Source organism: Chryseobacterium sp. R2A-55, assembly GCF_021401085.1.
Taxonomy (GTDB): Bacteria; Bacteroidota; Bacteroidia; order Flavobacteriales; family Weeksellaceae; genus Kaistella.
Map to the genome: position 1 here is coordinate 28394 of NZ_JACBFP010000007.1, position 24597 is coordinate 52990.

At 40.9% G+C, this 24597-nt stretch carries 19 protein-coding genes; 14 read left to right on the top strand and 5 right to left on the bottom strand.

Translation table 11 applies throughout. From position 1 onward, the window contains the following. Nucleotides 1–14 precede the first annotated feature (14 nt). From L0951_RS08880 to L0951_RS08895, 4 genes are all read right to left on the bottom strand, one after another. Nucleotides 15–368, bottom strand: coding sequence for an FtsB family cell division protein (locus L0951_RS08880; RefSeq protein ID WP_234110876.1), 354 nt, complete (start codon nucleotides 366–368; stop codon nucleotides 15–17). Continuing rightward, nucleotides 352–987 (bottom strand): uridine kinase, encoded by a 636-nt coding sequence (udk, locus tag L0951_RS08885; RefSeq protein WP_234110877.1) that lies wholly within the window; start codon nucleotides 985–987, stop codon nucleotides 352–354. Before udk ends, L0951_RS08880 begins: the two co-directional genes overlap by 17 nt. Nucleotides 988–1061: 74 nt before the next feature. Then, nucleotides 1062–1682 (bottom strand): vancomycin high temperature exclusion protein, encoded by a 621-nt coding sequence (locus L0951_RS08890; RefSeq protein WP_234110878.1) that lies wholly within the window; start codon nucleotides 1680–1682, stop codon nucleotides 1062–1064. A 113-nt stretch (nucleotides 1683–1795) separates the two neighbouring features. Then, a complete protein-coding gene (locus L0951_RS08895; RefSeq protein ID WP_234110879.1) occupies nucleotides 1796–2920 on the bottom strand; it encodes a 2Fe-2S iron-sulfur cluster-binding protein in 1125 nt (374 codons plus the stop codon). A gap of 32 nt (nucleotides 2921–2952) precedes the next feature. Here L0951_RS08895 and L0951_RS08900 point away from each other — a divergent pair, with 32 nt between their 5' ends. From L0951_RS08900 to L0951_RS08930, 7 genes are all read left to right on the top strand, one after another. Further along, nucleotides 2953–3525 (top strand): TlpA family protein disulfide reductase, encoded by a 573-nt coding sequence (locus tag L0951_RS08900; RefSeq protein WP_234110880.1) that lies wholly within the window; start codon nucleotides 2953–2955, stop codon nucleotides 3523–3525. 71 nt (nucleotides 3526–3596) lie between these two features. After that, entirely contained in the window at nucleotides 3597–4568 is a 972-nt protein-coding gene (locus L0951_RS08905; RefSeq protein ID WP_234110881.1) for an iron ABC transporter permease, read from the top strand. Nucleotides 4569–4614: 46 nt separating this feature from the next. After that, nucleotides 4615–5538: an ABC transporter ATP-binding protein gene (locus tag L0951_RS08910; RefSeq protein WP_234110882.1), complete on the top strand. Its 924-nt coding sequence runs from the start codon at nucleotides 4615–4617 to the stop codon at nucleotides 5536–5538. Nucleotides 5539–5701: 163 nt separating this feature from the next. Then, on the top strand, nucleotides 5702–6154 hold the full coding sequence (locus tag L0951_RS08915; RefSeq protein ID WP_234110883.1) for a MarR family winged helix-turn-helix transcriptional regulator: 453 nt from the start codon (nucleotides 5702–5704) through the stop codon (nucleotides 6152–6154). Continuing rightward, nucleotides 6155–8548: a 3-hydroxyacyl-CoA dehydrogenase NAD-binding domain-containing protein gene (locus tag L0951_RS08920; RefSeq protein ID WP_234110884.1), complete on the top strand. Its 2394-nt coding sequence runs from the start codon at nucleotides 6155–6157 to the stop codon at nucleotides 8546–8548. A 21-nt stretch (nucleotides 8549–8569) separates the two neighbouring features. Then, nucleotides 8570–9751, top strand: a complete 1182-nt coding sequence (locus L0951_RS08925) for an acetyl-CoA C-acyltransferase (protein WP_234110885.1) — start codon at nucleotides 8570–8572, stop codon at nucleotides 9749–9751. Between the two features lie 216 nt (nucleotides 9752–9967). Then, entirely contained in the window at nucleotides 9968–11758 is a 1791-nt protein-coding gene (locus L0951_RS08930; protein WP_234110886.1) for an acyl-CoA dehydrogenase family protein, read from the top strand. Between the two features lie 681 nt (nucleotides 11759–12439). Here the strand turns inward: L0951_RS08930 and L0951_RS08935 are convergent. Next, nucleotides 12440–12751 carry a hypothetical protein gene (locus L0951_RS08935; RefSeq protein WP_234110887.1) on the bottom strand — a complete coding sequence of 104 codons (312 nt, stop codon included), beginning with the start codon at nucleotides 12749–12751 and terminating at the stop codon, nucleotides 12440–12442. Between the two features lie 229 nt (nucleotides 12752–12980). Here L0951_RS08935 and L0951_RS08940 point away from each other — a divergent pair, with 229 nt between their 5' ends. The 7 genes from L0951_RS08940 (at nucleotide 12981) to L0951_RS08970 (ending at nucleotide 24489) form a co-directional block, all read left to right on the top strand. Beyond that, on the top strand, nucleotides 12981–16418 hold the full coding sequence (locus tag L0951_RS08940) for a polysaccharide deacetylase family protein (protein WP_234110888.1): 3438 nt from the start codon (nucleotides 12981–12983) through the stop codon (nucleotides 16416–16418). Nucleotides 16419–16464: 46 nt separating this feature from the next. Beyond that, nucleotides 16465–17085, top strand: coding sequence for an MFS transporter (locus L0951_RS08945; RefSeq protein ID WP_234110889.1), 621 nt, complete (start codon nucleotides 16465–16467; stop codon nucleotides 17083–17085). Beyond that, nucleotides 17078–19657, top strand: coding sequence for a phosphatidylglycerol lysyltransferase domain-containing protein (locus L0951_RS08950; RefSeq protein ID WP_234110890.1), 2580 nt, complete (start codon nucleotides 17078–17080; stop codon nucleotides 19655–19657). Before L0951_RS08945 ends, L0951_RS08950 begins: the two co-directional genes overlap by 8 nt. Before the next feature lie 96 nt (nucleotides 19658–19753). Beyond that, complete coding sequence (locus L0951_RS08955; RefSeq protein ID WP_234110891.1) at nucleotides 19754–20461, top strand: alpha/beta fold hydrolase; 708 nt, start codon at nucleotides 19754–19756, stop codon at nucleotides 20459–20461. A gap of 104 nt (nucleotides 20462–20565) precedes the next feature. Further along, on the top strand, nucleotides 20566–21048 hold the full coding sequence (locus L0951_RS08960; RefSeq protein WP_234110892.1) for a hypothetical protein: 483 nt from the start codon (nucleotides 20566–20568) through the stop codon (nucleotides 21046–21048). Between the two features lie 140 nt (nucleotides 21049–21188). Beyond that, nucleotides 21189–23876, top strand: coding sequence for a magnesium-translocating P-type ATPase (gene mgtA, locus L0951_RS08965; protein WP_234110893.1), 2688 nt, complete (start codon nucleotides 21189–21191; stop codon nucleotides 23874–23876). Nucleotides 23877–23910: 34 nt separating this feature from the next. After that, complete coding sequence (locus tag L0951_RS08970; RefSeq protein ID WP_234110894.1) at nucleotides 23911–24489, top strand: hypothetical protein; 579 nt, start codon at nucleotides 23911–23913, stop codon at nucleotides 24487–24489. The last annotated feature ends 108 nt before the right edge of the window (nucleotides 24490–24597 follow it).

The window sequence follows — 24597 nt, forward strand, 5'->3', positions numbered from 1 at the left end:
AATCAACGATCTGCTTATTTCGCACCTTTCAAAGAGGTGGAATCCACCACCAAAATAAAAATCTCCTCGTTGGGTTTTTTCATGAAATAGTTTTCCCGGGCGAACTTTTCTTTTTCTGATTTGTTGTTCATCAACTTTTTATAGAAATCGTCGTTCTTTTTGTATTCTGACTGATAATACGCCAGTTGCGCCTCATATTTTTTGATTTCACCATTTAATTCGTTCACCACCAAAAAAGAGGTGCTGTCAAAAAAAATCATCCACACCAGGAACAAAAAGATTGTGACCGAATATTTGTTCAAAAGATAATTCTGGACGAACTTGAAAGAAGGCGACTTCGGCTTTATTTCCTTAATTAACGCTTTCATTTTTTGCAGGTTTCTTTAAAGTGTTATTGATCACAGTGGAAAGAAAATCAATGGCGACCGTATTTTGCCTCATGTTTGGAACAATCAGGTCTGCCTCATTTTTAGAGGGTTCAATGAATTCCTGGTGCATTGGTTTCAGCGTGGTTTGGTAACGGTGAAGAACCTCTTGCAGATCGCGACCTCTTTCCTGGGTATCTCTGCGAATCCTTCTGATCAATCTTTCGTCTGAATCCGCATGAACAAAGACTTTTAAATCATATTCATGGAGCAGCTCTTTATTGGTCAAAACCAAAATTCCTTCCACAATCAAAACGCTTCTAGGTTCCACCGTCACATGGTCTCCCGTTCTGGAATGGGTCACGAAAGAGTAAAGCGGCTGTTCGATACTTTCATTATTTTTCAACATTTTCACATGTTGGATTAAAAGGTCAAAGTCGATTGATTTTGGATGGTCATAATTCAACTGCTCTCTCTCGGATAATGTAAGATGTTGATTATCATGATAATAATTATCCTGTGAAAGAACATTCACCCCTTCCGCATTCAACTGCTGCAGAATTTTATTAACCACTGTGGTTTTTCCCGAGCCGGTACCGCCTGCAATTCCGATGACGAGCATAAATTTACTTTTTTACAAAGATAAGGTTTTGACGGTATTACTTGTATTTTTTACAGCCAATTATTGAGCAAAAATCACCCATGCTGTTCGATATTTAATACAAAATAAATCACCGCGACCACTCTGGCAAAAAATTCCCGCGACTGGTTCCGATAGTAACTTCGGTTGGTCAAAACATCCTGAGCATCAAAACCGAGCGCATTCATGTCATTGTTCCGGGCATAAAAAAGCGCACGCAAATTGTGAAATCCCTGCGAAACAATGATCACATCATTCTGCCTGAAAACCGTTTTACAATTCTTGATGCTGAGCTGCGTTTTGAATCCTTTCGGGTCTTCTGTGATGATTTCTTCCGGTACGCCCTCTTCATAAACCAAATAATTTTTCATGGCTTTGGGTTCGTCGTAACCGGAACTTTTTTCGCCGCTGACAATAATACGTTTCACTTTTCCGTGATGGTAAAGAAGAGCGGCGGCATCCATTCTTGAGACAAAATACGGATTGGAAATCCCAGACTTCATTTTGGGTGAAGTTCCCAATACAAGCGCAGTTTCACGCGGAGGAACTTTAGAAATTTTGGTATAAGTCCTTCCGTTGGTCAAAACAAAAACCCAGACATTTGCCAAAATCATCAGCAAAATCCCTATTTCAACCAGGTTGAAAAATGTTTTTAGGAGGTCCAGGATTTTTTTCATTTTTAGAATGCCATCAGTTCACCCATTTTTCAAATCTTCAATCTAACGCGTATTATTCCCAATTATCTGAAATGTAACAATACGTCTATTTTCTTTGCTCTATTCGCTATTTTTTAAAGTATATCAAAATTAACCTTTATTTTCTTACTCAAAACCACCGACATGCACGCCAAAATTTTACCGGATTTCTCTTCTTTTTGGGTAAGGTATTCATTTTCCAGCAGTTCCACTTCGCCTTCTTCCAAAATACATTCGCAGCTGCCGCAAATTCCGGATTTGCAGGAATACGGAACCGGATATTTCTGAATCAGCAGCTGCTGAAGCAGACGCATTCTGTTGTTTTTCAACGTGGTTTTGTACTCCTGATCAAAAAGTCTGAATTCCACCTCGATATCCTCCATGACGGGAAATTCCTTTTCTTGTGGATAGATATCCTCATTGTATTCTTCAAACAGTTCAAAATGGATGTTCTTTTTCGGAATCCCATGGTTGAAACAGGCGTTTGCAAGTGATCTGATCATTTCGCCTTTGCCACAAATCAAGACTTCATCCACAGAATCCCAAAGTCTGGATTCTTCGTCGGTATCGTCTATCATCATCAATTGGTTAATAATCAGTCCAACTTTTTTCTCATCCAGCCTACCTTCCAGGAATGCATTTCCCACCTTTTCACGAGAATAGAAATAATGGACATGGAAGCGCGATTTGTTTTGTTCTGCCAGTTCATCGATTTCTTTTTTAAAGGGAACTCCGTCGCGGGTTTTGTTTCCATAAAAAAGAAAAAGTCTGGTTCTGGGCTCATTGTGCAGAATATTTTTGAAATGGCTCAAGATGGGCGTAATTCCAATCCCGCCTGCAAAACCAATGATGGTGCGGAATTCATCGGGTTTGGAAACCAGTGTAAATCTTCCTTTCGGGGTGGAAACTTCCACAAAATCCCCCACCTCAAAATCATGGAATAAATCTTTTGTGGAGCTTTCTTCCTGATTAATCTTAATTCCTAAGGAGAGATTTTTTTCATAAGGAGCGGAGGTCATGGAAAAATCATTGTAGTACATTTTTCCTTTGGAAGGGTACTTCAAAGTAACATACTGCCCAGCTTCAAACTTAAATTGGGACTTCAGATTTTTTGGAATCTCAAATTCCAATGTAAAGGTGTTTTTGGTCAGTTCCTGCTTTTTCGCTAATTTTAGCAGATGAAATTCGGCCTGTTTTGCTTTAGGTAAAAGATTTTCCATATCAATTCAAATTCAAAAATAATAAAAAATAAATGAAAAAATTAATTCTGGGCATCTTGGTTTTCAGCCTGCTTACTGCCTGCAAAAAGGAAACAAATGTCACCGAAAATTCTGACACAACTCAAAATGACTCCATAGTCACTCCAGAATCCGATGAAGTTTCCGCAGAGATCATTCCATTCAAAGAAATTGAACTGACGCCAGAAGAGACTTCCAAAATGTTGGGTAAACAAGACAACGATACTTTGTATGTGACGAATTTCTTCGCCACCTGGTGCGGTCCATGTATGCGCGAAATGCCTCATTTCAAGGAAAAAATCCAGGAAATGAAATCAGAACCGGTAAAATTCACTTTTGTAAGTCTGGACGAAAAAGAGGTCTGGAATACTAAAGTAAAGGCGTTTGCAGAAGAAAACAACCTTTCCAAACACATTGTGCTTGTGGATGCAATGAACTTGAATCCCGAATTTTTTCACCAGAATTTCAAACAGTGGGACGGCGGATCCATTCCGTTTACCTTGATGAGAAAAGGCGACAAAACCGACGAAACCGTGGGAATGATGAGCGCGGAAATGCTGGATTCAAAAATAAAATCGTTTCAATAAAACGAGATTTCAAATCCAGAAAAAGTGGACTTCACGATACCAACAAACGAATTTTCCACGATTAAGAATAAATGTCCAAATTTTTCAAAGTCCTTTGCTTACTGCTTTTTATCGGAACTGTGATTTCGGTAATCATCAATCTAAACATTGGTTTTTTGAAATTAAATTTCGCCGACTTTTTCACTGAAAACCCAAATTCCCAGATTGCACAACTCCGCATTAACCGTGTTTGGGTAATGATTTTGGCAGGAATTTCCATTCCTACTTCCGGATTTCTCCTGCAGGAATATTTCCAGAATCCATTGGCAGGACCTTCGGTTTTGGGAATCACTTCCGTAGCAAGTCTGAGTGTAGCTTTCTACATCTTTTTCTCGCAAAACTGGTTGCTTCCTGAGTTTTTACAAAACAGTTTGCTGAGCATTTCCGCGATCATCGGAAGCTTATTGTTAATGCTGGTTTTGATTGGATTTTCGAACCGGTTTCAGGACAAGAGTTTTCTGATTATTTTCGGATTTCTGGTTTCGGCATTAGCGGGAGCAATTGTTTCCATGCTGCAGTTTTATGCGGATAACCAAAGTCTAAAAAACTATGTTTTATGGAGTTTTGGTGCAAACAATTCGGTTTCGGGAAACCAGATTTTTATTCTCTCGGTCATTGTTTTGATCGGACTGTTTTTTAGTTTTAAAACCATCAAACCGTTGATTGGAAATGCCTTGGGAACAGTTTACGCAAAGAGTTTGGGAGTGAATTTAAACGGCTTGAAAATATTGATCATCATAGCTTCCTCATTACTTTCTGCTTCTGTGACCGCATTTTTGGGCCCGATTTTGTTTATCGGAATTGTGGTCCCACATTTTTGCCGAATGATTTATAACCCTGCAAAACTTTGGCAACAGTGGATTTTAAATATGCTTCTGGGAATCTTAATTATGCTGGTTTTTTCATCGGTTTCAGAACTTACTCAATTTCCGCTGAATGTGATCACTTCGTTGTTTGGGATACCGGTAATTCTGACGATGATGCTAAAGAAAAATGGGCACTAATGTTCAGATAAAGTGAGCAAATTCGTGTATTAGTAGTATTAAAAATATGTTTTTAGAACTAAAAAATACAACCATCGGATACAAAACACCTTTAATTAAAGGTGTTGAAACTTCATTGGATTTAGGCGATATCTGTCTGCTCATCGGGAACAATGGTGTGGGGAAAACCACTTTAATTAAAACCATACTCCATCAAAATCCAGTTTTGGGCGGAGCAATTTATATCAATCAGAAAAACATAAAAACCCTTTCCAATAAGGAGATTGCCGAGCAAATCGCGGTGGTTTTTTCTAAAGCTCAGATTCCTGCGAATTACACGTTGACCGACTTGATTTCTTTGGGAAAATACATTCATTATCCCTATTATTTCGAGTTAAACGAAGCTGACAAAATCGAAGTACACGGAATTATTGAAAGTTTAAATCTGGCTCAATATAGGGATTTTCCACTGCAGAAACTATCCGACGGAAACCTTCAGAAAGCGATGATCGGCCGTGCTTTAGCGCAAAATTCACCCATGATTATTTTGGACGAACCCACCACACATCTGGATGAGGAAAATAAAATCGCCATTTTGAAACTGCTCAGAAATCTCGCTAAAAAACAAAAAAAATTAATTCTCTTTTCTTCACATGATTGGCGATTGGCAAAGGAATTCTCAGATAAAATCTGGTTTGTGAAAGACCAAAAACTATCCGGGGGAATCACTGAAGACATCTTGATGAACAACGACGAACTGACCAATCCACATCTTTTCAATTTCGATGAGCGATTTGTGGCGCCGCACATTCTGGCCCCGAATTTACCCAAAGAAATGCTCTACTCTTTTCTTCAAAAAAACTTCAGAAAAAATCTGGAAAACCTCCAGTTTAAGTTCAAGGATGGTTTTTGGGAGATTTCTTCTGATACCATTCAAGAAAAATGTACTTCCTTTACAGAAATTGCAGATTTAATTGAAAAGCTTCATTAATTCTGCATTTCGACGGATTGTTTAGTTTATTATGCATGCATAGTATTATGTAAATCATATTAATTAATATTCTGTATGTCAATCATTTACATTAATTATCAAAAATGCTATGCATGCATAGTATTTTTTGGTTACATTTGTCTTGACCACATTTACCAAAGTTATGAACAAAACAAAAACCGAAAAAGTTGAGAATGTTGATTTGATTCTGAAATCGACTTGGTTAGCGGTTTCTAAAATGTATTCGGAAATGGCGCAAGATCACGATGCTACTGCAGTGCAAGCACTTACGCTTCTGAAAATAGATCCGAAAGCAGGAACCAGGAGCACCAACCTCGGTCCTAAAATGGCTATAGAACCCACCTCTTTGACCAGAATCATCAAACTACTGGAAGACAACGGATATATCTATAAGGAAAAAACCACGAACGACAAACGTGAAGTCATCATCAAACTAACCGATAAAGGACTGAATTCCAGAAATATGTCAAAAGAAGTGGTGGTGAATTTCAATAAAACGATCATGGAAAAAATTCCACATGAGAAATTAGAGGTCTTCAAAGAAGTCATGACGGAAATCCAGAAAATTACCTCAGATCTAAATAAGAAAAAATAAATGAAAAGACGTATTAAACACGTAACCGTGCTTGGTTCGGGAATTATGGGAAGTGGAATTGCCGCGCATTTTGCAAATATCGGCGTTGAGGTTCTTCTTCTTGATATTGTGCCGTTCGAACTCACGGAAGCGGAACAGAAAAAAAGTCTTACCAAAGAAGACAAAGCAGTACGAAACAGAATAGCACAGGAAAATTTTGCGAAACTTCAAAAAGCAAGTCCTGCGCTACTCTACCACCCGAAATTTGCCGACAGAATCAAAGTTGGAAATTTCGATGACGATCTACCAAAAATCAAGAATACCGACTGGATCATCGAAGTTGTAGTTGAAAGACTGGACATCAAAAAATCGGTGTACGAAAAAATCGAGCAGTTCAGAAAACCGGGCACTTTGGTTTCCTCCAACACTTCCGGAATTCCGATCAATATGCTCATAGAAGGAAGAAGTGATGATTTCAAACATTATTTCGCGGGGACTCATTTCTTTAACCCGGTGAGGTATTTGCCGCTTTTGGAAATCATCCCAACAAAATACACCGATCCAGAAATCGTGAAATTCTATCTGGATTACGGTTCAAAATTCTTGGGCAAAACCACCGTTTTGGCTAAAGACACTCCTGCATTTATCGCCAACAGAATCGGGGTCTTCTCCATGATGAACCTGCTTCATGAGGTGAAAGGTTTAGGCCTGAATGTGACCGACATTGACAAATTAACCGGCCCCGTTATTGGTCGTCCGAAATCAGCGACCTTCAGAACCGCGGATGTTGTCGGACTGGATACTTTGGTTCACGTAGCAAACGGCGTTCGACAAAGCGGTGCCGAAACCAACAACTTCAACAATGTTTTCGCATTGCCGGACTATATCCAGAAAATGGTCGATAACAATTGGTTGGGCTCAAAATCCGGACAGGGGTTCTTCAAGAAAGTGACCAATGCCGACGGAAAATCCGAAATCCTGGGCTTGAATTTAGATACGATGGAGTACGAACTTCAGGCGAAAACCAACTTCCCTACTCTCGAACTCACGAAAAATATCGATAAACCTATTGACCGATTCAAAGTCTTAATCGGTGGAAAAGACAAAGCCGGAGCATTGTACAGAAAATCTCTGGGTGCATTGTTCGCTTACGTTTCTCATAAAGTGCCAGAAATCTCCGATGAACTCTACAAAATAGACGATGCGATGAGCGCAGGTTTTGGGTGGGAAAACGGACCGTTTGAAATTTGGGATGCCGTGGGAATCCAAAAAGGGATCGAATTGGTAGAAGAAGCCGGTTACCAAGTTTCCGATTGGGTGAAGAATGTGGAATCTTTCTACAAAGTAAATGAAAAAGGCCACAAAATTTTCTTCGACCAAACCAAATCGAATTACGAAAACATTCCGGGACAGGAATCGTTCATTATCCTTGATCATATCCGAAAAGATAAAACGCTTTGGAGCAACTCCGAATCCGCGATCCTGGATTTAGGCGATGGAATCATCAACTTTGAAATCCGTTCCAAAATGAATTCTCTCGGAGGTGGAGTTTTGGATGGATTGAACCGGGCCATCGACCTTGCCGAAAAAGAATACGACGGTTTGGTGATTGGAAATCAAGGCGCTAATTTCTCTGTTGGAGCCAATTTGGCGATGATCCTGATGATGGCAATTGATCAGGATTGGGACGATTTGAATATGGCCATTGCCTACTTCCAAAAATCGATGATGCGGGTTCGCTATTCCTCTATTCCTGTAGTGGTTGCACCTTTCGGAATGACTTTAGGTGGTGGTTGCGAAATGACAATGCACGCAGACCGGGTGGTTGCAGCAGCAGAAACCTACATCGGGCTCGTCGAAACCGGAGTCGGCGTAATTCCTGGCGGTGGTGGAACCAAAGAACTTACCTTGAGAACCTGCAAAGATTTTGAAAAAGACGACGTGAAAACCAACCGACTTCGTGATGCTTTCATGAATATTGCGATGGGTAAAGTAGCGACTTCCGCTTACGAAGCTTTTGACATGCACATTCTCCAGAACCACAAAGACATCGTGGTGGTAGATAAAAACCGTCAGATCGCTGAAGCCAAAAAAGTAACGAAAATGCTTGCCGAACAAGGTTACACGCAACCCATCGAACAGAAAGTTACCGTTTTGGGTAAAGACGCGCTCGGAATGTTCTATGTAGGAACCGACCAGATGCTCGCCGGAAAATACATCTCCGAACACGACAAGAAAATCGCCGACAAACTCGGTTATGTAATGGTAGGCGGAAATCTTTCCGAACCAACTTTGGTGACTGAACAATACTTATTGAATCTTGAGCGGGAAACTTTCCTATCCTTGACCGGCGAAAGAAAAACTTTGGAAAGAATTCAGTATATGTTACAGAATGGTAAACCGCTGAGAAACTAATCACTAATAATTTAGATAAAAATGTCAAAAACAGCATATATAGTAAAAGGCTACCGAACCGCCGTCGGCAAAGCACCGAAAGGTAGTTTGAGATTTACACGTCCTGATGTAATGGCGGCAACCGTCATCGAAAAACTGATGGCGGAAGTACCTCAACTGGACAAAAACAGAATAGATGACCTGATCGTGGGAAATGCCATGCCGGAAGCAGAACAGGGCCTGAATGTGGCAAGACTAATCTCGTTAATGGGACTCAATACGGATAAAGTTCCGGGAGTTACCGTGAACAGATATTGCGCATCCGGTTCGGAAGCGATTGCGATTGCCTCGGCAAAAATTCAGGCAGGAATGGCAGATTGCATCATTGCCGGTGGAACAGAATCCATGAGTTATATTCCGATGGGCGGTTATAAACCGGTTCCGGAAACCGATGTGGCGAAATCTAACCCCGATTATTATTGGGGAATGGGTTACACTGCAGAAGCCGTTGCAAATCAGTATAAAATTTCCCGCGAAGAGCAAGACGAATTTGCATTCAATTCCCATCAAAAAGCATTGAAAGCTATTGCAGAAGGAAAATTTGCCAATCAGACCATTCCAATTCCGGTAGAATATAATTTCCTGGATGAAAACCAAAAAATGCAGACCAAGAAATTCGATTTCACGGTGGATGAAGGTCCGAGAAAAGACACGTCTCTGGAAGGTTTGGCAAAACTTCGCCCGGTATTCGCAAACGGCGGTTCGGTAACTGCCGGAAACTCTTCTCAAATGAGTGATGGAGCGGCTTTCGTACTGGTGATGTCCGAAGAGATGGTGAAAGAATTGGGTCTGGAACCAGAAGCAAGATTGGTTGCTTATGCTGCTGCAGGTCTGGAACCGAGAATCATGGGAATGGGACCGATTTACGCGATTCCAAAAGCTTTGAAACAAGCCGGAATGGAATTAAAAGATATCGAGCTCATCGAACTCAACGAGGCTTTCGCTTCTCAATCTGTTGCCATTAAAAAAGAACTCAACCTGAATCCGGAAATCCTCAACGTAAACGGCGGCGCCATCGCATTGGGACATCCACTGGGATGTACAGGAACAAAATTGACCGTGCAGCTTATAGACGAAATGCGCAGACGCGGAAACAGGTACGGAATGGTGACCATGTGTGTAGGAACCGGACAGGGAGCGGCTTCAATCTTTGAACTTCTTTAAAAGAGAAAATAGAAAAGAACACAGATTTACAAAGTCTGCTTTCAGTAAATCTGAAAAAGCTGCAGCATAAGTAAAATCTGTAGCCAATCTATCCAGCATTAAAATCTAAAACAAAGGATAAAGGAAGATGAAATCTAAAAGAGCAATACAACTCCAATTTTAAGTCTGTTTTCTTTTCTCTTTGTTCTATTATCTAAAAGTTAAAATATTAAAACAATGTCAGATACAATTAAGAAAAATTTGGTCGGCGGAGCATTTCTGATTACAGATACCCCTGCTTCGGAAATCTTCACCCTTGAAGAAATCACCGAAGAGCAGAAAATGCTCCGGGATTCCATCAAAGAATTTATTGACAAAGAGGTCGTTCCGAAAAGGGAACGATTCGAGAACAAGGACTATGCATTAACTGAAGAAATGATGCGTAAACTCGGTGAAATGGGCGTACTCGGAATCGCTGTACCTGAAGAATACGGCGGGCTTGGAATGGATTTCGTGACTACCATGATGGCTTGCGATATGGCTTCCGGAGCAAACGGCTCACTGGCAACCGCTTATGGCGCACATACCGGAATTGGAACTTTGCCGATTTTGCTTTACGGAACCGAAGAGCAGAAGAAAAAATATCTTCCGGATCTGGCGGCAGGAACGAAATTCGGCGCATATTGCCTCACAGAACCAGATGCAGGTTCCGATGCTAATTCCGGCAAAACCAAAGCAAGACTTTCCGAAGACGGAAAACACTACATCATCAACGGACAAAAAATGTGGATTTCAAATGCCGGTTTTGCAGACACTTTCACCTTTTTCGCAAAAATTGATGATGATAAAAACATTACAGGTTTCGTCATCAACCGGAGTGAACTTGAAAATCCGGAAAGCATGACTTTCGGGGAAGAAGAGCATAAACTCGGAATCCGCTCATCATCTACCAGACAGGTTTTCTTCAACGACATGAAAGTTCCTGTGGAAAACCTTTTGGGAGAAAGGAACAATGGTTTTAAGATTGCTTTGAATGCGCTCAACGTGGGCAGAATTAAATTGGCTGCTGCAAATCTGGATGGACAGAGAAGAATTACTTCGCTTGCCATCAATTATGCCAACGAAAGAAAACAGTTCGGAGTTGCGATTTCCACTTTTGGGGCAATCCGTAAAAAAATTGCCGAGATGGCGACGGGAATTTTCGTTTCTGAAGCCGGATCCTACCGTGCGGCAAAAAATATTCAGGACAAAATTGAAGAACTGATTGCAGGTGGCATGAATCACCAAGAGGCAGAATTGAAAGGTGTGGAAGAATTTGCGGTGGAATGTTCCATTTTGAAAGTATTTGTTTCGGATCTGACCCAGCTTACAGCAGATGAGGGCATCCAAATCTACGGCGGAATGGGATTCAGCGAAGATGCACCTATGGAACAGGCTTGGAGAGATTCCAGAATTGCCAGAATTTACGAAGGGACCAATGAGATCAACCGACTTCTTGCCGTGGGAATGTTGATCAAGAAAGCCATGAAAGGCGAACTGGACTTGCTGAAACCGGCAATGGCTATCGGAAAAGAACTGATGGGAATCCCTTCTTTCGAAGTACCGGATTATTCAGAATTCATGTCTGAGGAAAAAGCAATCATCCATAATTTGAAGAAAGTCTTCCTGATGGTTTCCGGAGCTGCACTACAGAAATACATGATGGATATTGAAAAGCAGCAGCATCTGCTGTTGAATGCTTCCGAAATCCTGAATCAAATCTATCTGGCAGAATCTGCAATTTTAAGAGCAGAAAAACATTTCAATGCGGATTCACCAGAAGCGGCGATGGCTCAGCTGAATCTTTACAAAGCCGTGGAAAAAATCACTGTGGCGGCAAAAGAAGGAATCGTTTCCTTTGCAGAAGGTGACGAGCAGCGAATGATGCTTTCCGGATTGCGAAGATTCACGAAATACACCAACATGCCGAATGTGGTAGCGCTCACCGAAAAAATAGCGGCACATTTCATAGAGAAAAACGCTTACTGAAAATAGTTTCGGTATCATAGTGAAGCGCCTCGGGAAACCGGGGCGTTTCTTTTAATAAAATCTAAACCATCAGACGGTTAACAAGAAATAAGTTTATGCTTTAAACATCATTGTCGATGCTTTAACCATCTTTTTTTATACTTTAACCATATTTTTTTATGCTTTAAACATATTTTTTTATACTTTAAACGTAATTTTTTATGGTTTAAACGTCATTTATTATGCTTTAAACGTCATTTTTTGTGCTTAAACTATATTTTTTTATACTTAAACTATATTTTCTTATGCTTTAGCCATATAAATTACAGCTTTAAACATATAAAATATAGCCTAAGACTGATATTTATAAGTGCTGAACTTCTGTTCAAATCCGGGTCAGTCTATTCACAGGCTTTTATATCTTTTGTTACGGATAAATCCGTGGCAGTATTCAGCTGAATGACGGTCTTCTGAACTTTTAAGATATTTTTTTCGCTTTAAAGCTAAGACCAAAAAAAGAGGGAAATTAGCGAATAGGGATGGAAGGTTACAGCAAAATACATAGAAGCTCCTTTCCTTTTAGGTATGGAATTCCGGAGGTATTCTTCGTTTAATTTTTAAAAAAAATCATCAGGCACGAAAGCGGTGAAGCCATAGAAGAGGTATTTTATCCGAACCGGGTCCGAAACCGCGGCGAACTTTTCAGTTCAAAAAGAAATGTGTGAAAAAATTCACCACACGGTTCATGTCCTGCCGCATCGAGAAAGCGAGCAGGTATTTTATTTGAAGGAGAAGAGGTTCAAAACTGTTGGCCAATTTCAGAAACTCTCTTTCGGGAATAATGCCGTATAATTTTCCCTGGTGCATGATATTCAGGGCCTGATCACCCAATGAAACGGTGATATTCCCCAAACGTTTGTAGAAGGTATTTTCACTGATCCGCTCGAAGCCGTCGTCCAGCATTTCGGCAATCAGAAGGTTGAATAATTTTTGTCCTTCGGGAGAGAGATTCATTTTATTTGATCATTGTCTTTGCGAAAATACTGATTTTCTATAAAAATATCCTTTTCAGATTTCAAAAAAAAAGGACAAAACTCCTAATTCTTAAATTGTTTTTACCTGATTTTCCGTAACTTGTGCTTGAATTAAGTGATCATGGCCTGCCAAATTTTAATCAAAATTTAATTGACACCGTGTTGCTTGGAGTGTTTATTGATGAACTTTGCAAAAAAAATTCAGTTTTATGCCCGATAAATCTCGACAGATTTTCCAGACCGAAAACGCAAAACGATACAAAGCCACCCAATGGACATTCCGTATTGTAGGAGCAATCCTGATCTTCATCACTGCAGTAGTAGTAATCACCGTGTGGAGGGGAAAAAACCCAACAATGCCCCTGATGAAAACAATCGGGAATTCCTATAAATCCAAAATCGACCCTTCCAATGCCTTCACTTTAAGCACGCCATTAAACAAAAAATTCAAAGGGTTCAAAGATTTCCTCAACAAAAGAATCGCTTACGAAGAAAGCAACAAACAGCATGTTGACGCAAAACTGATCCGAGCAGCATTCTATACGCCGTGGAGTCCACTTTCGCTACTGGATTTGCGATCCAATGGCGGAAAACTGAACACCATTTATCCCGAATGGTTTTTCATCAATCCAAAAACCTTTCAACTCGATTCCAGAATTGACAGGGATGCACTTTCCGTGATGAAACATTATGGTTTGAGTGTTCAACCGATTCTCAACAATTTCATCAGCATTCCCGGAAAACAGGGGAATTTCAGCGGAGACCTGCTTCATACCGTACTGCATGACCAGAAGATTCAGAACAACCTGATTGCGCAGATTATCTCTACCTTAAAACAAAACCAGCTCCAGGGAATTAATATTGATTTCGAGGAAATGAAGGAAAATTCAGACGAGTTCCTGAATGCCTTTATGAAAAATCTTTATACCCAGTTCAGGCAAAACGGACTCACCGTCACCATAGATATTATGGCCGATAACGCTGACTACAATGTGAAGTTTCTGAAAGATTATACAGACTATTTCATCGTGATGGCTTATGACCAGTTTAATGATCCATCTCAAGCAGGCCCGATTGCAGACCAGAAATGGATTGAAAAACAAATGGATGCCATCGCAAAAGATGTGCCTTCGGAAAAATTGATTTTAGGAATCGGAGCCTATGGAAGACAGTGGATCCAGGATGAAAATGGCACCAGAACTGAAGACATCACCTATAGCCAGGCCATTGACCGCGCGAAAATTTCAAAAGCGGAAATCAGTTTTGATAATAATTCCTACAACCTGCATTATGCATACGATTTTGCGGGAAGCGCCTATGATTTTGCTTCCAAAAACGACGTGTGGTTTACCGATGCCGCAACCGCTTTCAACATCGTGAGATTTTCCGACGACTACCGAAACGCCGGAACAGCACTGTGGAGATTAGGAAGTGAAGACCCCAGAATATGGACTTTTTATGGCAGGGATTTAAGTTCCGATGCCCTGAAAAAACAGCCATTTAATTACACTTTGCTTGAGATGATGCCGCCAAACTTCAATACCAAACCCACTGCAATTGGAAGCGGCGAGCTCATCAATATCCTTTATTCCCCGGAACAGGGACGCACCAAAATCACCCTGGACAAAAACGAAAACCTGATTGCAGAACAGCGCTACAATCAACTTCCATCAGGATTTTTGTACGAGAAATTCGCTGAAGACAGCACGAAAATAGGTCCGGGTCACAAAATCATTCTTACTTTTGATGACGGGCCGAATGCGAAATACACCCCGAAAATTCTAGACATTTTAGAAAAGGAGAAAGTCCCGGCAACTTTTTTCCTCATCGGGGAAAATGCGGAAGCCAATATTCCGATTGTTCAGCGCATCAACCGTCTGGGTTTCGAAATAGGAAACCATACTTTCACCCACGGAAATCTGGCGAAAATGTCTCCGGAAAGAGCGGCTTTGGAACTGAAAACCACGCGATCATTAATCGAAGCCATCACCGGGAAATCCACGGTTTTGTTCCGGGCTCCATACAATGCGGATTCCGAACCCCAAACTTATGAAGAACTGGAACCTTTGGCGCAAAGCAAAAAGGACAACTATATCGCAGTAGGAGAAAGCATTGACCCCAATGATTGGGACCCCAAAATGAATGCCGATTCCATCATCAACCGAACCATTCGGTTTGCAAACCAAAATAATGCGAGCATCATTTTGCTGCACGATTCCGGTGGAGATACCCGGCAACCGACTGTGGACGCGCTTCCCGCAATCATCAAATATTTTAAGGAAAAGGGCTGCAAATTCACCACAGTTGCCGATTTAATGAAAGTTCCCGAATCCCAGTTAATGCCGCCGGTAAAACGAAGTTGGAAAAACGACGTGAACTTTTTCTTCGCTTCGGCGAGTTATTGGTTGGGTCAAATCATTTACTCGCTGTTTTTAATCGGAATTGTGCTGTCGATTGGCAGAATGTTTTTCATGGCAGTTCTCGCTTGGTTTCAGACCAAAAGAGAGAAGAGATTGTGGTCAGCGTTTAGGGGAATTCCAGCTGGATTGACGGTTTCCGTAATTGTTCCGGCATACAACGAGGAAGTGAATGCGGTGAGAACCGTGGAATCCCTGTTGCAGCAGGATTACAAATATTTAGACATCATATTTGTGGATGATGGAAGCAAAGATTCCACTTTTGAAACCGTGAAAAATTCGTTTGAAGGGAACCCGAAAGTGAAAGTTTTCACGAAACCAAACGGCGGAAAAGCGTCTGCATTAAATTTCGGAATCCAGAAAAGCGATGCTGAGTTTGTGGTGTGCATTGATGCTGATACCCAACTAAAAACGGATGCCGTCACCAAATTGATCGAGACATTTTACCTTCAGGGAAAACCGGCAGAAGTGGGTGCAGTTGCCGGAAATGTGAAGGTGGGAAACGAAATCAACATGATCACCAAGTGGCAAAGCATTGAATACATCACCTCTCAGAATTTTGACCGGCGGGCATTTTCGCTGCTGAACTGTATTACCGTGGTTCCGGGTGCAATTGGCGGTTTCCGGAGAAAGGCAATTTTGGAGGCGGGCGGATTTACCACCGATACTTTGGCGGAAGACTGCGATTTAACGATGCGGCTCCACAAAGAAGGTTACATCATTGAAAACTGCAATGCCGCAATTTCTTATACCGAAGCGCCGGAAACCATCGGGCAATTTCTGAAACAGCGATTCAGATGGAGTTTCGGAATTCTGCAGAGTTTCTGGAAACACCGGGATGCGATTTTCAGAAAACGGTACAAAAATTTTGGAAGGGTTGCTTTGCCCAATATTCTGCTGTACCAAATTCTCTTGCCGTTTTTGGCTCCGCTTGCAGATTTGCTTTTGGTACTGAGCTTGATTTTGTCTGGATTAGGATTAATTGTGGCAGATCCAGTCCACATCATCGCGTATTATATCATTTTTTCTTTGATAGATATTGCTGGAGCCGCCCTGGCTTTCGCATTCGAAAAAGAAGATTTCAGGAAATTGGTCTGGATGATTCCACAGCGGTTGGTTTACCGGCAGCTGATGTACTATATTTTGTTCAAATCCATCAGAAAAGCCGTGAAAGGTGAAATCCAAAGCTGGGGTGTCCTGAAACGAACGGGAAATGTGACGACGGCGTAGAAATTTGGGATTCTGGATTTGAAATATTTGTAAACCACGTCATAAAATGTTGAAGAACTTGAAAAAATACCTTCCACTTCTCCCACTTTTCCTGGTGCAGTTTTTCACCTGGCTCGGTTTGTTTTCGCTTTGGATTTATGCAACTCCGGTAATTTCAACTTATTTTTTTGTGGCCAAAACACCCGGAATAATAGATTATGAATCAGGCACCACCTGGGTTGGAATCTGTTTTGCGCTGTACAGCTTTTTGGGAGCAACTTTCACTTTCACTTTACATAAAATCCTGAAGAAGAATCCAAAATATGGTGTTCATGCATTGGCGCTGCTCTTTGGCGGAATTGGAATGATTTCCATGGAATTCATTCACTCAAAATGGCTATTGCTTTTGTCTTTTGTATTCATCGGAATTGCCTGGAGCAGTATTTCCACGACACCATATTTGTTGGTCGGTGAAATGGCACCCGATGAGGAAAGCGAAAAATTCTACTCGGTTTTCAATTTCTCCACGGTGATTCCGCAAGCATTTTCCGCATTCTTTTTGGCGTTTATCACTAAAAACCTTTTTCATGGAGCAATGATGAAAACCCTTTTCACAGGGGGAATATATATGATTTTGGCGGCAGTGATTTCATTAATCATTTCAATAAAAAAGAAGAAAATTGGATAGGCTAAAAAACATCATTTCCAAAATCCGCTGGAAAGAGATTCTCGCGGTACTCATCCTTTTTCTCGCTTTCGTCTTTTTCCGAAGTGAGCAAAAAGAGATGGCATCCATCATTCCTCAAATCAAACAAGCGAATTCTCTCTGGATCGTCATCGGGATTTTGCTCACGTTTTTGTATGTAGTTTTGCAGGCGTTGATGTATGTGGCAAGCTTCAACACGGTGGGAACGAAACTTTCGCTCCTTGACGGAATCGAACTTTTCCTGAAAAGAAACTTCCTGAGCGTTTTTCTTCCGGCAGGTGGAATTTCATCACTGGCATTCACACCTAAACCGATACAAAGGAAAATTTTCGACAAAAAAAATATCCATAAAGCGAGTGCAATTTATGGCTTCATCGGAATTTTCACCGTTTTTTTGGTAGGAATTCCAGTGATCGGTTACGCAGCGGTGATGAAAAAAAATTTTGGCGAATCCTGGTTTTGGCTGATCTTCGTCGGGATTTTTGTCGCACTGGTTTTTTTGCTCGTTAATTCATTAAGGACAAAGGGAATTCTTTATCAACTCACCGAAAAATATTTCCCAAAAAAAATTGACGATATCGATGAGATTTTCGGCAGTGAAATCAATCCACAAGGTTTTTATGTGACTATTTTTATTTCAGTCCTCATAGAATTTTGCGGAATCTTCCATTTGCTGATTGCCATGTATGCGTTTGGCGGTGAAGGATCGTTTTCTGCTGCCGCAGTAGGATACACGATTTCGGTCTTGCTGATGTTGGTTTCGCCCTTTTTGCGCGGTTTAGGCGCAGTGGAATTTTCGCTGATCTATATTCTCGCCAATTTCGGCTTTTCGCACAGTCAGGGATTGGGAATCACTTTGCTGTATCGAATTTTCGAGTTTTGGCTTCCGCTGGTTTTAGGGATTTTTGCATTTCTTTGGCACGGCAGAAAATTGATTGCCAGAATTTTGCCGGCAGTGGCAATTTTCCTTTTGGGGCTCATCAACGTTATTTCCGTGATTACTCCGCCTTTAAAGGAAAGGTTGCATTTTTCGCAACTGTATTTTTCGGAAGGGATTCTGCATTTTTCAAAAATCCTCACCCTGATTGCCGGAATCTCGCTCATCGTCACCTCAGCATATCTAATCCGTGGATTGAAACGGGGATGGTATTTCGCATTCTTCCTTGCCATTGTTTCACTTGCCGGGAACCTATTGAAGGCACTTGATTATGAGGAAGCCACAGTAGCGTTAATCATTATTTTAATTTTGGTTTTCACCCGAAAGGATTATGTGCTGAAAACCAGCAGAAAAGTTTTCAGAACAGGGTTTTCATGGATTATGGGGATTTTGGTAGCACTTGTGGCTTTCAATTTCCTGAGTTTTTATTTTATTGACCAACGCCATTTCGGTATTGATTTCACCTGGAAACAGGCACTTTATTACACTTTCCAAAATTTTCTGCTCTTTAAGGAAAATAATCTTTTGCCCAAGACAGGATTTGCACGTGATTTTGAATACCTGAACTATTTTCTAGGGCTCTCATTTTGGATATTGCTGATATTTTCCCTTTTCAATGTCAGAAAAATTCCTGGTTCGAGGGAAGATTCCGACGATTTTGAGCAAGCCAGAAACCTGGTGCATCTTTTTGGAAATTCGCCTCTTGATTTTTTTAAAATTTCCAGCGAGAAACAGCTTTTCTTCTCTGAAGTTGAGGATGGCTTCATTTCTTTCCGTATTGCGAACAATTTCGCTGTGGTGCTGGAAGAACCGGTTTGTGCTCCACCCCACAAAATATTACTGATTAAGGAATTTGAGGATTACTGCAAAAAAATTGGAATAAAACCCATCTATTATAGAATTGACGAAGGAAGTCTCTATCTTTTTAACGGCCTAAAAAAACAGAGACTCTTTGTAGGGCAGGAAGCGTTGATGCAAGTGGATGCTTTCAAACTTGAAGGAAAGGATAGAAAATCACTGCGAAACGGACTGAGTTCGCTGAGCAAAAAAGGTTACAAAACAGAGATACTCAGTGCACCGCAAAATGAAACACTTTTAGACCAAATCCAAAAAATTTCTGATGAATGGTTAAACGAATTCCAAAAATCGGAAATGGTTTTCTCCCAAGGAATGTTCAATAGGGAAGAAATCAGGAACCAAGACCTTATCGTACTGAAAAACAATCATGATGAAATTGAAGCATTTTTGAACATCATTCCGGATTTCGCGCCACAAGAATGTACCTACGATTTGATTCGCCGAACTACCGCAACACCCAACGGAAGTATGGACGCAATGATCGTGAAACTGGTGGAATATGCAAAATCAAAGGATTTCAAATACATCAATCTGGGACTTACTCCTTTAGGGGGTGATAAAATGCCGGACAATACTGCGGAAGAAATCCTGAAATTTGTCTATAACAGGATCGGGAGTTTCAAACATTATCAAAGCTTGCGGGACTTCAAACAAAAATACGCAGACACCTGGGAAAACAAATACCTAATTTATGGCAGCGATTTTGATTTAGTGGGTATTCCGGCGGCTTTGAACAAAGTGATGAAACCGGCTCCATAAAGAAAAGGAAGTATGAAAAATGACTTTGCACCAGATAAATCAGGAAAGTCTTCATTTGAATAGCCACTGGCAAAACCTGCTGAAAACTGATAAACAATGAAAAATCCAATTAAAATTTTATCACTCCTTTCCTTTTTTTTCCTCATTTCCTGTGGGAATAAGAACGAATTTCCGGTGGCAGAATGGAATAGTAATAATAACGCAAAACCTGTGTTATTCTACATCAGCGGAGATGCCGGATTCAACTCCTTCTCGAAAAATTTCGGGCAAAATATGCATCGGTTTGGATATGACGTTTTCGCCTTGAACACCCGGAAATATTTCTGGACCAAACGAACTCCCGAAAGTGCCGCAGAAGATACCGAGAAATTTTTGAAGGAAATTACTGCCAAGCGCACCAATAAAAAAATCATTATCGTTGGGTTTTCTTACGGCGCTGATGTGGCACCATTTATCTATAACCGATTTGATGCAGGTTTTAAGAAAAATATTCAAAACCTGGTCATCATCGGACCTTCCAAAGTGAATGATTTTGAAATTCACCTCGCCGAATATGTAACCGGCGAAAAAGAATACGGATTCAGCGTTTTGAATGAAATCAACAATGTGCGAAACGTTCCATTTACTTTGATTGTGAGTGATTTTGAGTTTTACCACTTCCCTATTTCGCAAATCATGCTGAAAAATTACAGTTTGCTTCACCTTCACGGCGACCATCATTACGGTGGCGACACCAAAAGACTTGCAGCGTTCGTGAATGCTAATTTGAATAAAAAAGTGAAGATGGAGCATGGTGGAAATTGAGTAAAACAGGTCATTTAAAACTGAATCCACAATTTTTTCCGAACATGGCCGTATCACTAAAAAAAACGTTTTTCACAAAATAACTAGTACAAAAACCCTCCGCAATGAAATACTTAGTTCTAACTTCGATCATGCTTTTATGCTCCTGCAGCAAGCAAAATAGTGAAACAGAACATCTGCAAAACCAAATCGACAGTCTTCAGGCAAATGCCTACAAACCTGGATTTGGCGATTTTATGAGCAGCATCCAGGTTCATCATAATAAACTGTGGTTCGCCGGAAAAAATGAAAACTGGAAATTGGCAGATTTTGAAATTACGGAAATTGAGGAAAATATAACCGACCTCAAAAAATTCTGCAAAGACCGGCCGGAAACGAAATCTATCGGAATGATTGACGTGCCTCTGGAAAACCTGAAAACCGCCATCAAAAAACAAAGTACCAAAGATTTCGGAGACGAATACTTGATTCTGACCAATACCTGCAATAGTTGCCATCAGAAAACAAAACATGAATATAATGTGATCACCATTCCTACCGCTCCACCATATTCTAACCAAGATTTTAAACCTCAAAATGGAAAATAGATTGCATCACGGTTTACAATGAGCAATCCTTTTAGCTTTGATTTTTTTGATTGAAAAAACAATCGTTTTTTCAGAAATCACCCTTGGAAAACTGTAATTTTGTATATTCTTCGTATCCAAACACTTGAGGACACCAACTGATGAAACTCTTCTTCAAAACCAAAATCATCCAACCGAAAATCAGTTCGGGTGACCATGTAATGCTGTTACAAAAAATTTCTTCAGTTTCGCCCGAAGAAGCTATTTTGAAGATGGAAACCAGTCCCGACGGACTTTCGGCCGAAGCTGTACAAATCCGTTTACAAGAGTATGGTCCCAACGAATCCAATTACCAGAAAGCCCCGAAATGGTACCGACAGCTGCTCAATGCTTTTCTGAATCCGTTCACCTTTATCCTTATGGTAATCGCGGTGATCTCCTATTTTGTGGATAATGTAATGGCTGCAGCCAATGAAAAGGATCCAAGCACGGTGATCATTATTTCCATCATGGTGGTATTCAGTGGATTGCTTCGGTTTTGGCAGGAATTCAGAAGCAATCGTGCAGCGGAACAGCTGAAGAAAATGGTCACCACTTCCACCACGGTGAAAAGGAAAAATAAGCAACCTGAAGAAATCTCGGTGACGCAGATTGTGCCGGGAGATATCATCAAACTTTCCGCCGGAGACATGGTTCCTGCAGATTGCCGAATCATCCACAGCAAGGACTTATTCTGCAGTGAAGCAATGCTGACCGGTGAAGCAATGCCCAATGAAAAATCTTTTCAGGCCATTCCAAATGCGACCACACAAATTCCCTTGATGCTGGAAAACCTTTGTTTCATGGGAACGAACATTGTAAGCGGATCAGCAACTGCTTTGGTTTTGAAAACGGCGGCTCAAACTTATTTCGGGCAAATCAGTGAAAAAATCAGTGAAAAAGGTTCTGAAACTGAATTCGAAAAAGGAGTAAACAAGGTGAGTTACCTTCTGATCCGTTTTATGCTGGTTATGGTTCCGCTCATTTTTTTGACCAATGGTCTGATCAAAGGAAATTGGATGGAAGCTTTACTTTTTGCAATAGCAGTAGCCGTGGGGATTATTCCCGAAATGTTGCCCATGATTGTGACCGCCAATCTTTCCAAGGGGTCTATCGCAATGAGCAAAAAGAAAGTCATCGTGAAACATTTGGATGCCATCCAAAACATTGGTGCCATGAATATTTTGTGCTGTGACAAAACGGGCACCATCACCAAAAATGAAATCGAGCTCGAAAAGCATCTCAATGCCGACGGAAATGATGACAAAGAAGTTCTAAAATGGGCTTATCTCAACAGTTATTTTCAAACCGGGCTCCGGAATTTGATGGACGAAGCTGTGCTAAAGCACACTGAAGTGCAAGACCTCATTAACCTGGAGTCCGATTTTCAGAAAGTGGACGAAATTCCCTTTGATTTCGAGCGAAGAAGGATGTCTGTCATTCTGAAAATGAAGAACGGAAAACAACTGCTCATCTGCAAAGGCGCAGTAGAGGAAACCATCGGTTTATGTACCAAATCATTTGATCCCGGTCCGGACAAAGAACTTCATATTGAACAGGACGCGCAGATTCCGTTAGATGAAAATGTGAAAAAGAAAATACTCAATATTTCAAAAGAAATGAATGAGGAAGGATTAAGGGTTTTACTCATCGCCATTCGTGAATTCGGAGAAGATCACCCGGCAAATTATTCCAAAAAAGAGGAATCAGAACTCACTCTGACCGGATTCATAGGATTCCTGGATCCTGCCAAACCTTCTGCAGGTCCCAGTATTGATGCTTTGAACCAACTGGGAGTAGAAGTGAAAATAATTACGGGTGACAATGATTTGGTTGCAAAAAAAGTGGGGAAAGACGTGGGATTACCAACTGATAAAATAATGCTCGGTGAAGAGTTGGAAAACCATGCGGATGAAGAACTTCAGAAAAAACTCATCGAAACCGTGATTTTCGCAAAAATCAACCCGATGCAGAAATTGCGCATTGTAAATCTTCTCCGACAAGCTGGAAATACTGTCGGTTTTATAGGTGATGGCATCAATGACGCAGCCGCACTGAAGGAAGCTGATGTGGGGATCTCTGTGGATTCGGCGGTTGATATTTCTAAGGAAAGTGCAGATATTATTCTGCTCGAGAAAGATTTGATGGTGTTGCACGAAGGTGTTCTGGCAGGAAGGCAGACTTTTGGAAACATTGTCAAATACATTAAAATGGCGGCAAGTTCTAATTTTGGAAATATGTTCAGCATGTTAGGAGCAAGTGCGCTTCTGCCATTTTTGCCCATGCTTCCATTGCAAATTATCACCCAAAACCTGCTCTATGATTTTTCGCAATCGGCAATTCCGTGGGATACCATGGACGAAGAATTTCTGGAGCAACCGAAAAAATGGGAAGCCGGAAGTATTCAGCGGTTTATGTTGTGGATTGGTCCCATCAGTTCGGTTTTCGATTATGTGACCTTTGCTGTGATGTTTTTCATCTTTAAAGCCAACAGTCCGGAACATCAGTCTTTGTTTCAAACCGGATGGTTTGTGGAAGGACTTCTTTCTCAAACACTGATTGTGCACATGATCCGGACGCGGAAAATCCCGTTTATTCAAAGCTGGGCTTCAGCACCGCTAACTGCGGTCACCTCACTGATCATGCTGATTGCAATCGCACTTCCCTTTACCCCTATTGCGGAATCGCTTAAAATGCAGGCACTTCCTATCGCCTATTTTCCATGGTTGGCGGGAATTTTGCTTACGTATTGTTTGCTTACACAACTGGTGAAAAATTGGTACATCAAGAAATATAAGGAGTGGCTATAAGCTTCTGATCAACGAATATTTATAGACCAAAAAAATGAAAACAACAAATGTATACACCGTTTTTGCAGCGGTCGGTTTACTGACCTTCCAGGCATGCAAACAGAGTAAAGAAAACGAACAGCATGAAATGACCGAACAAACTTCGGAGCAGCAATCATCTGATGAAGCACTCAGCGTAAAACAAGGTGCAGAAGCCGCAGAATATCCAGGCGAGAACATTAACCTGGACACCTTGCCGGCAAGCATACAGGAATTTATTTCTACCAATTATCCCGGATACAAAATGATCAGCGCAGTAAAAGACCCCCTTTGTTCCGGATTGGAAGCCATAGACGTCACCGTGGAAAAGCCCGACTCTCCCTCATTTTCCCTCATTTTTAAGATAGATGGGCAATTTCTGCAGCAGGAAAGCGATATCAGTTTAAGTGAACTTCCAAAAGCTGTATCCAATCAACTCACTACACGTTTTAAAGATTCTACGCCAGATCAAAATGCCGAAAAACTCATCCTGGCCGATCAATCCATAAACTATCAAGTAGATTTAACTAAAGGACAGCAAAAAAAAGAAGTCGTATTCAAGGAAGATGGAACCGTGGTCTGTTCTGAGGAATAAAATTTTTGAAATCCAAGAAACAGGAGTGATTTCGCTTCTGTTTTTTTATTGAAAAGCCCCAGAAAATATTTGAAATTGAAGATGTCCCTACATCCAATGAATTTCATG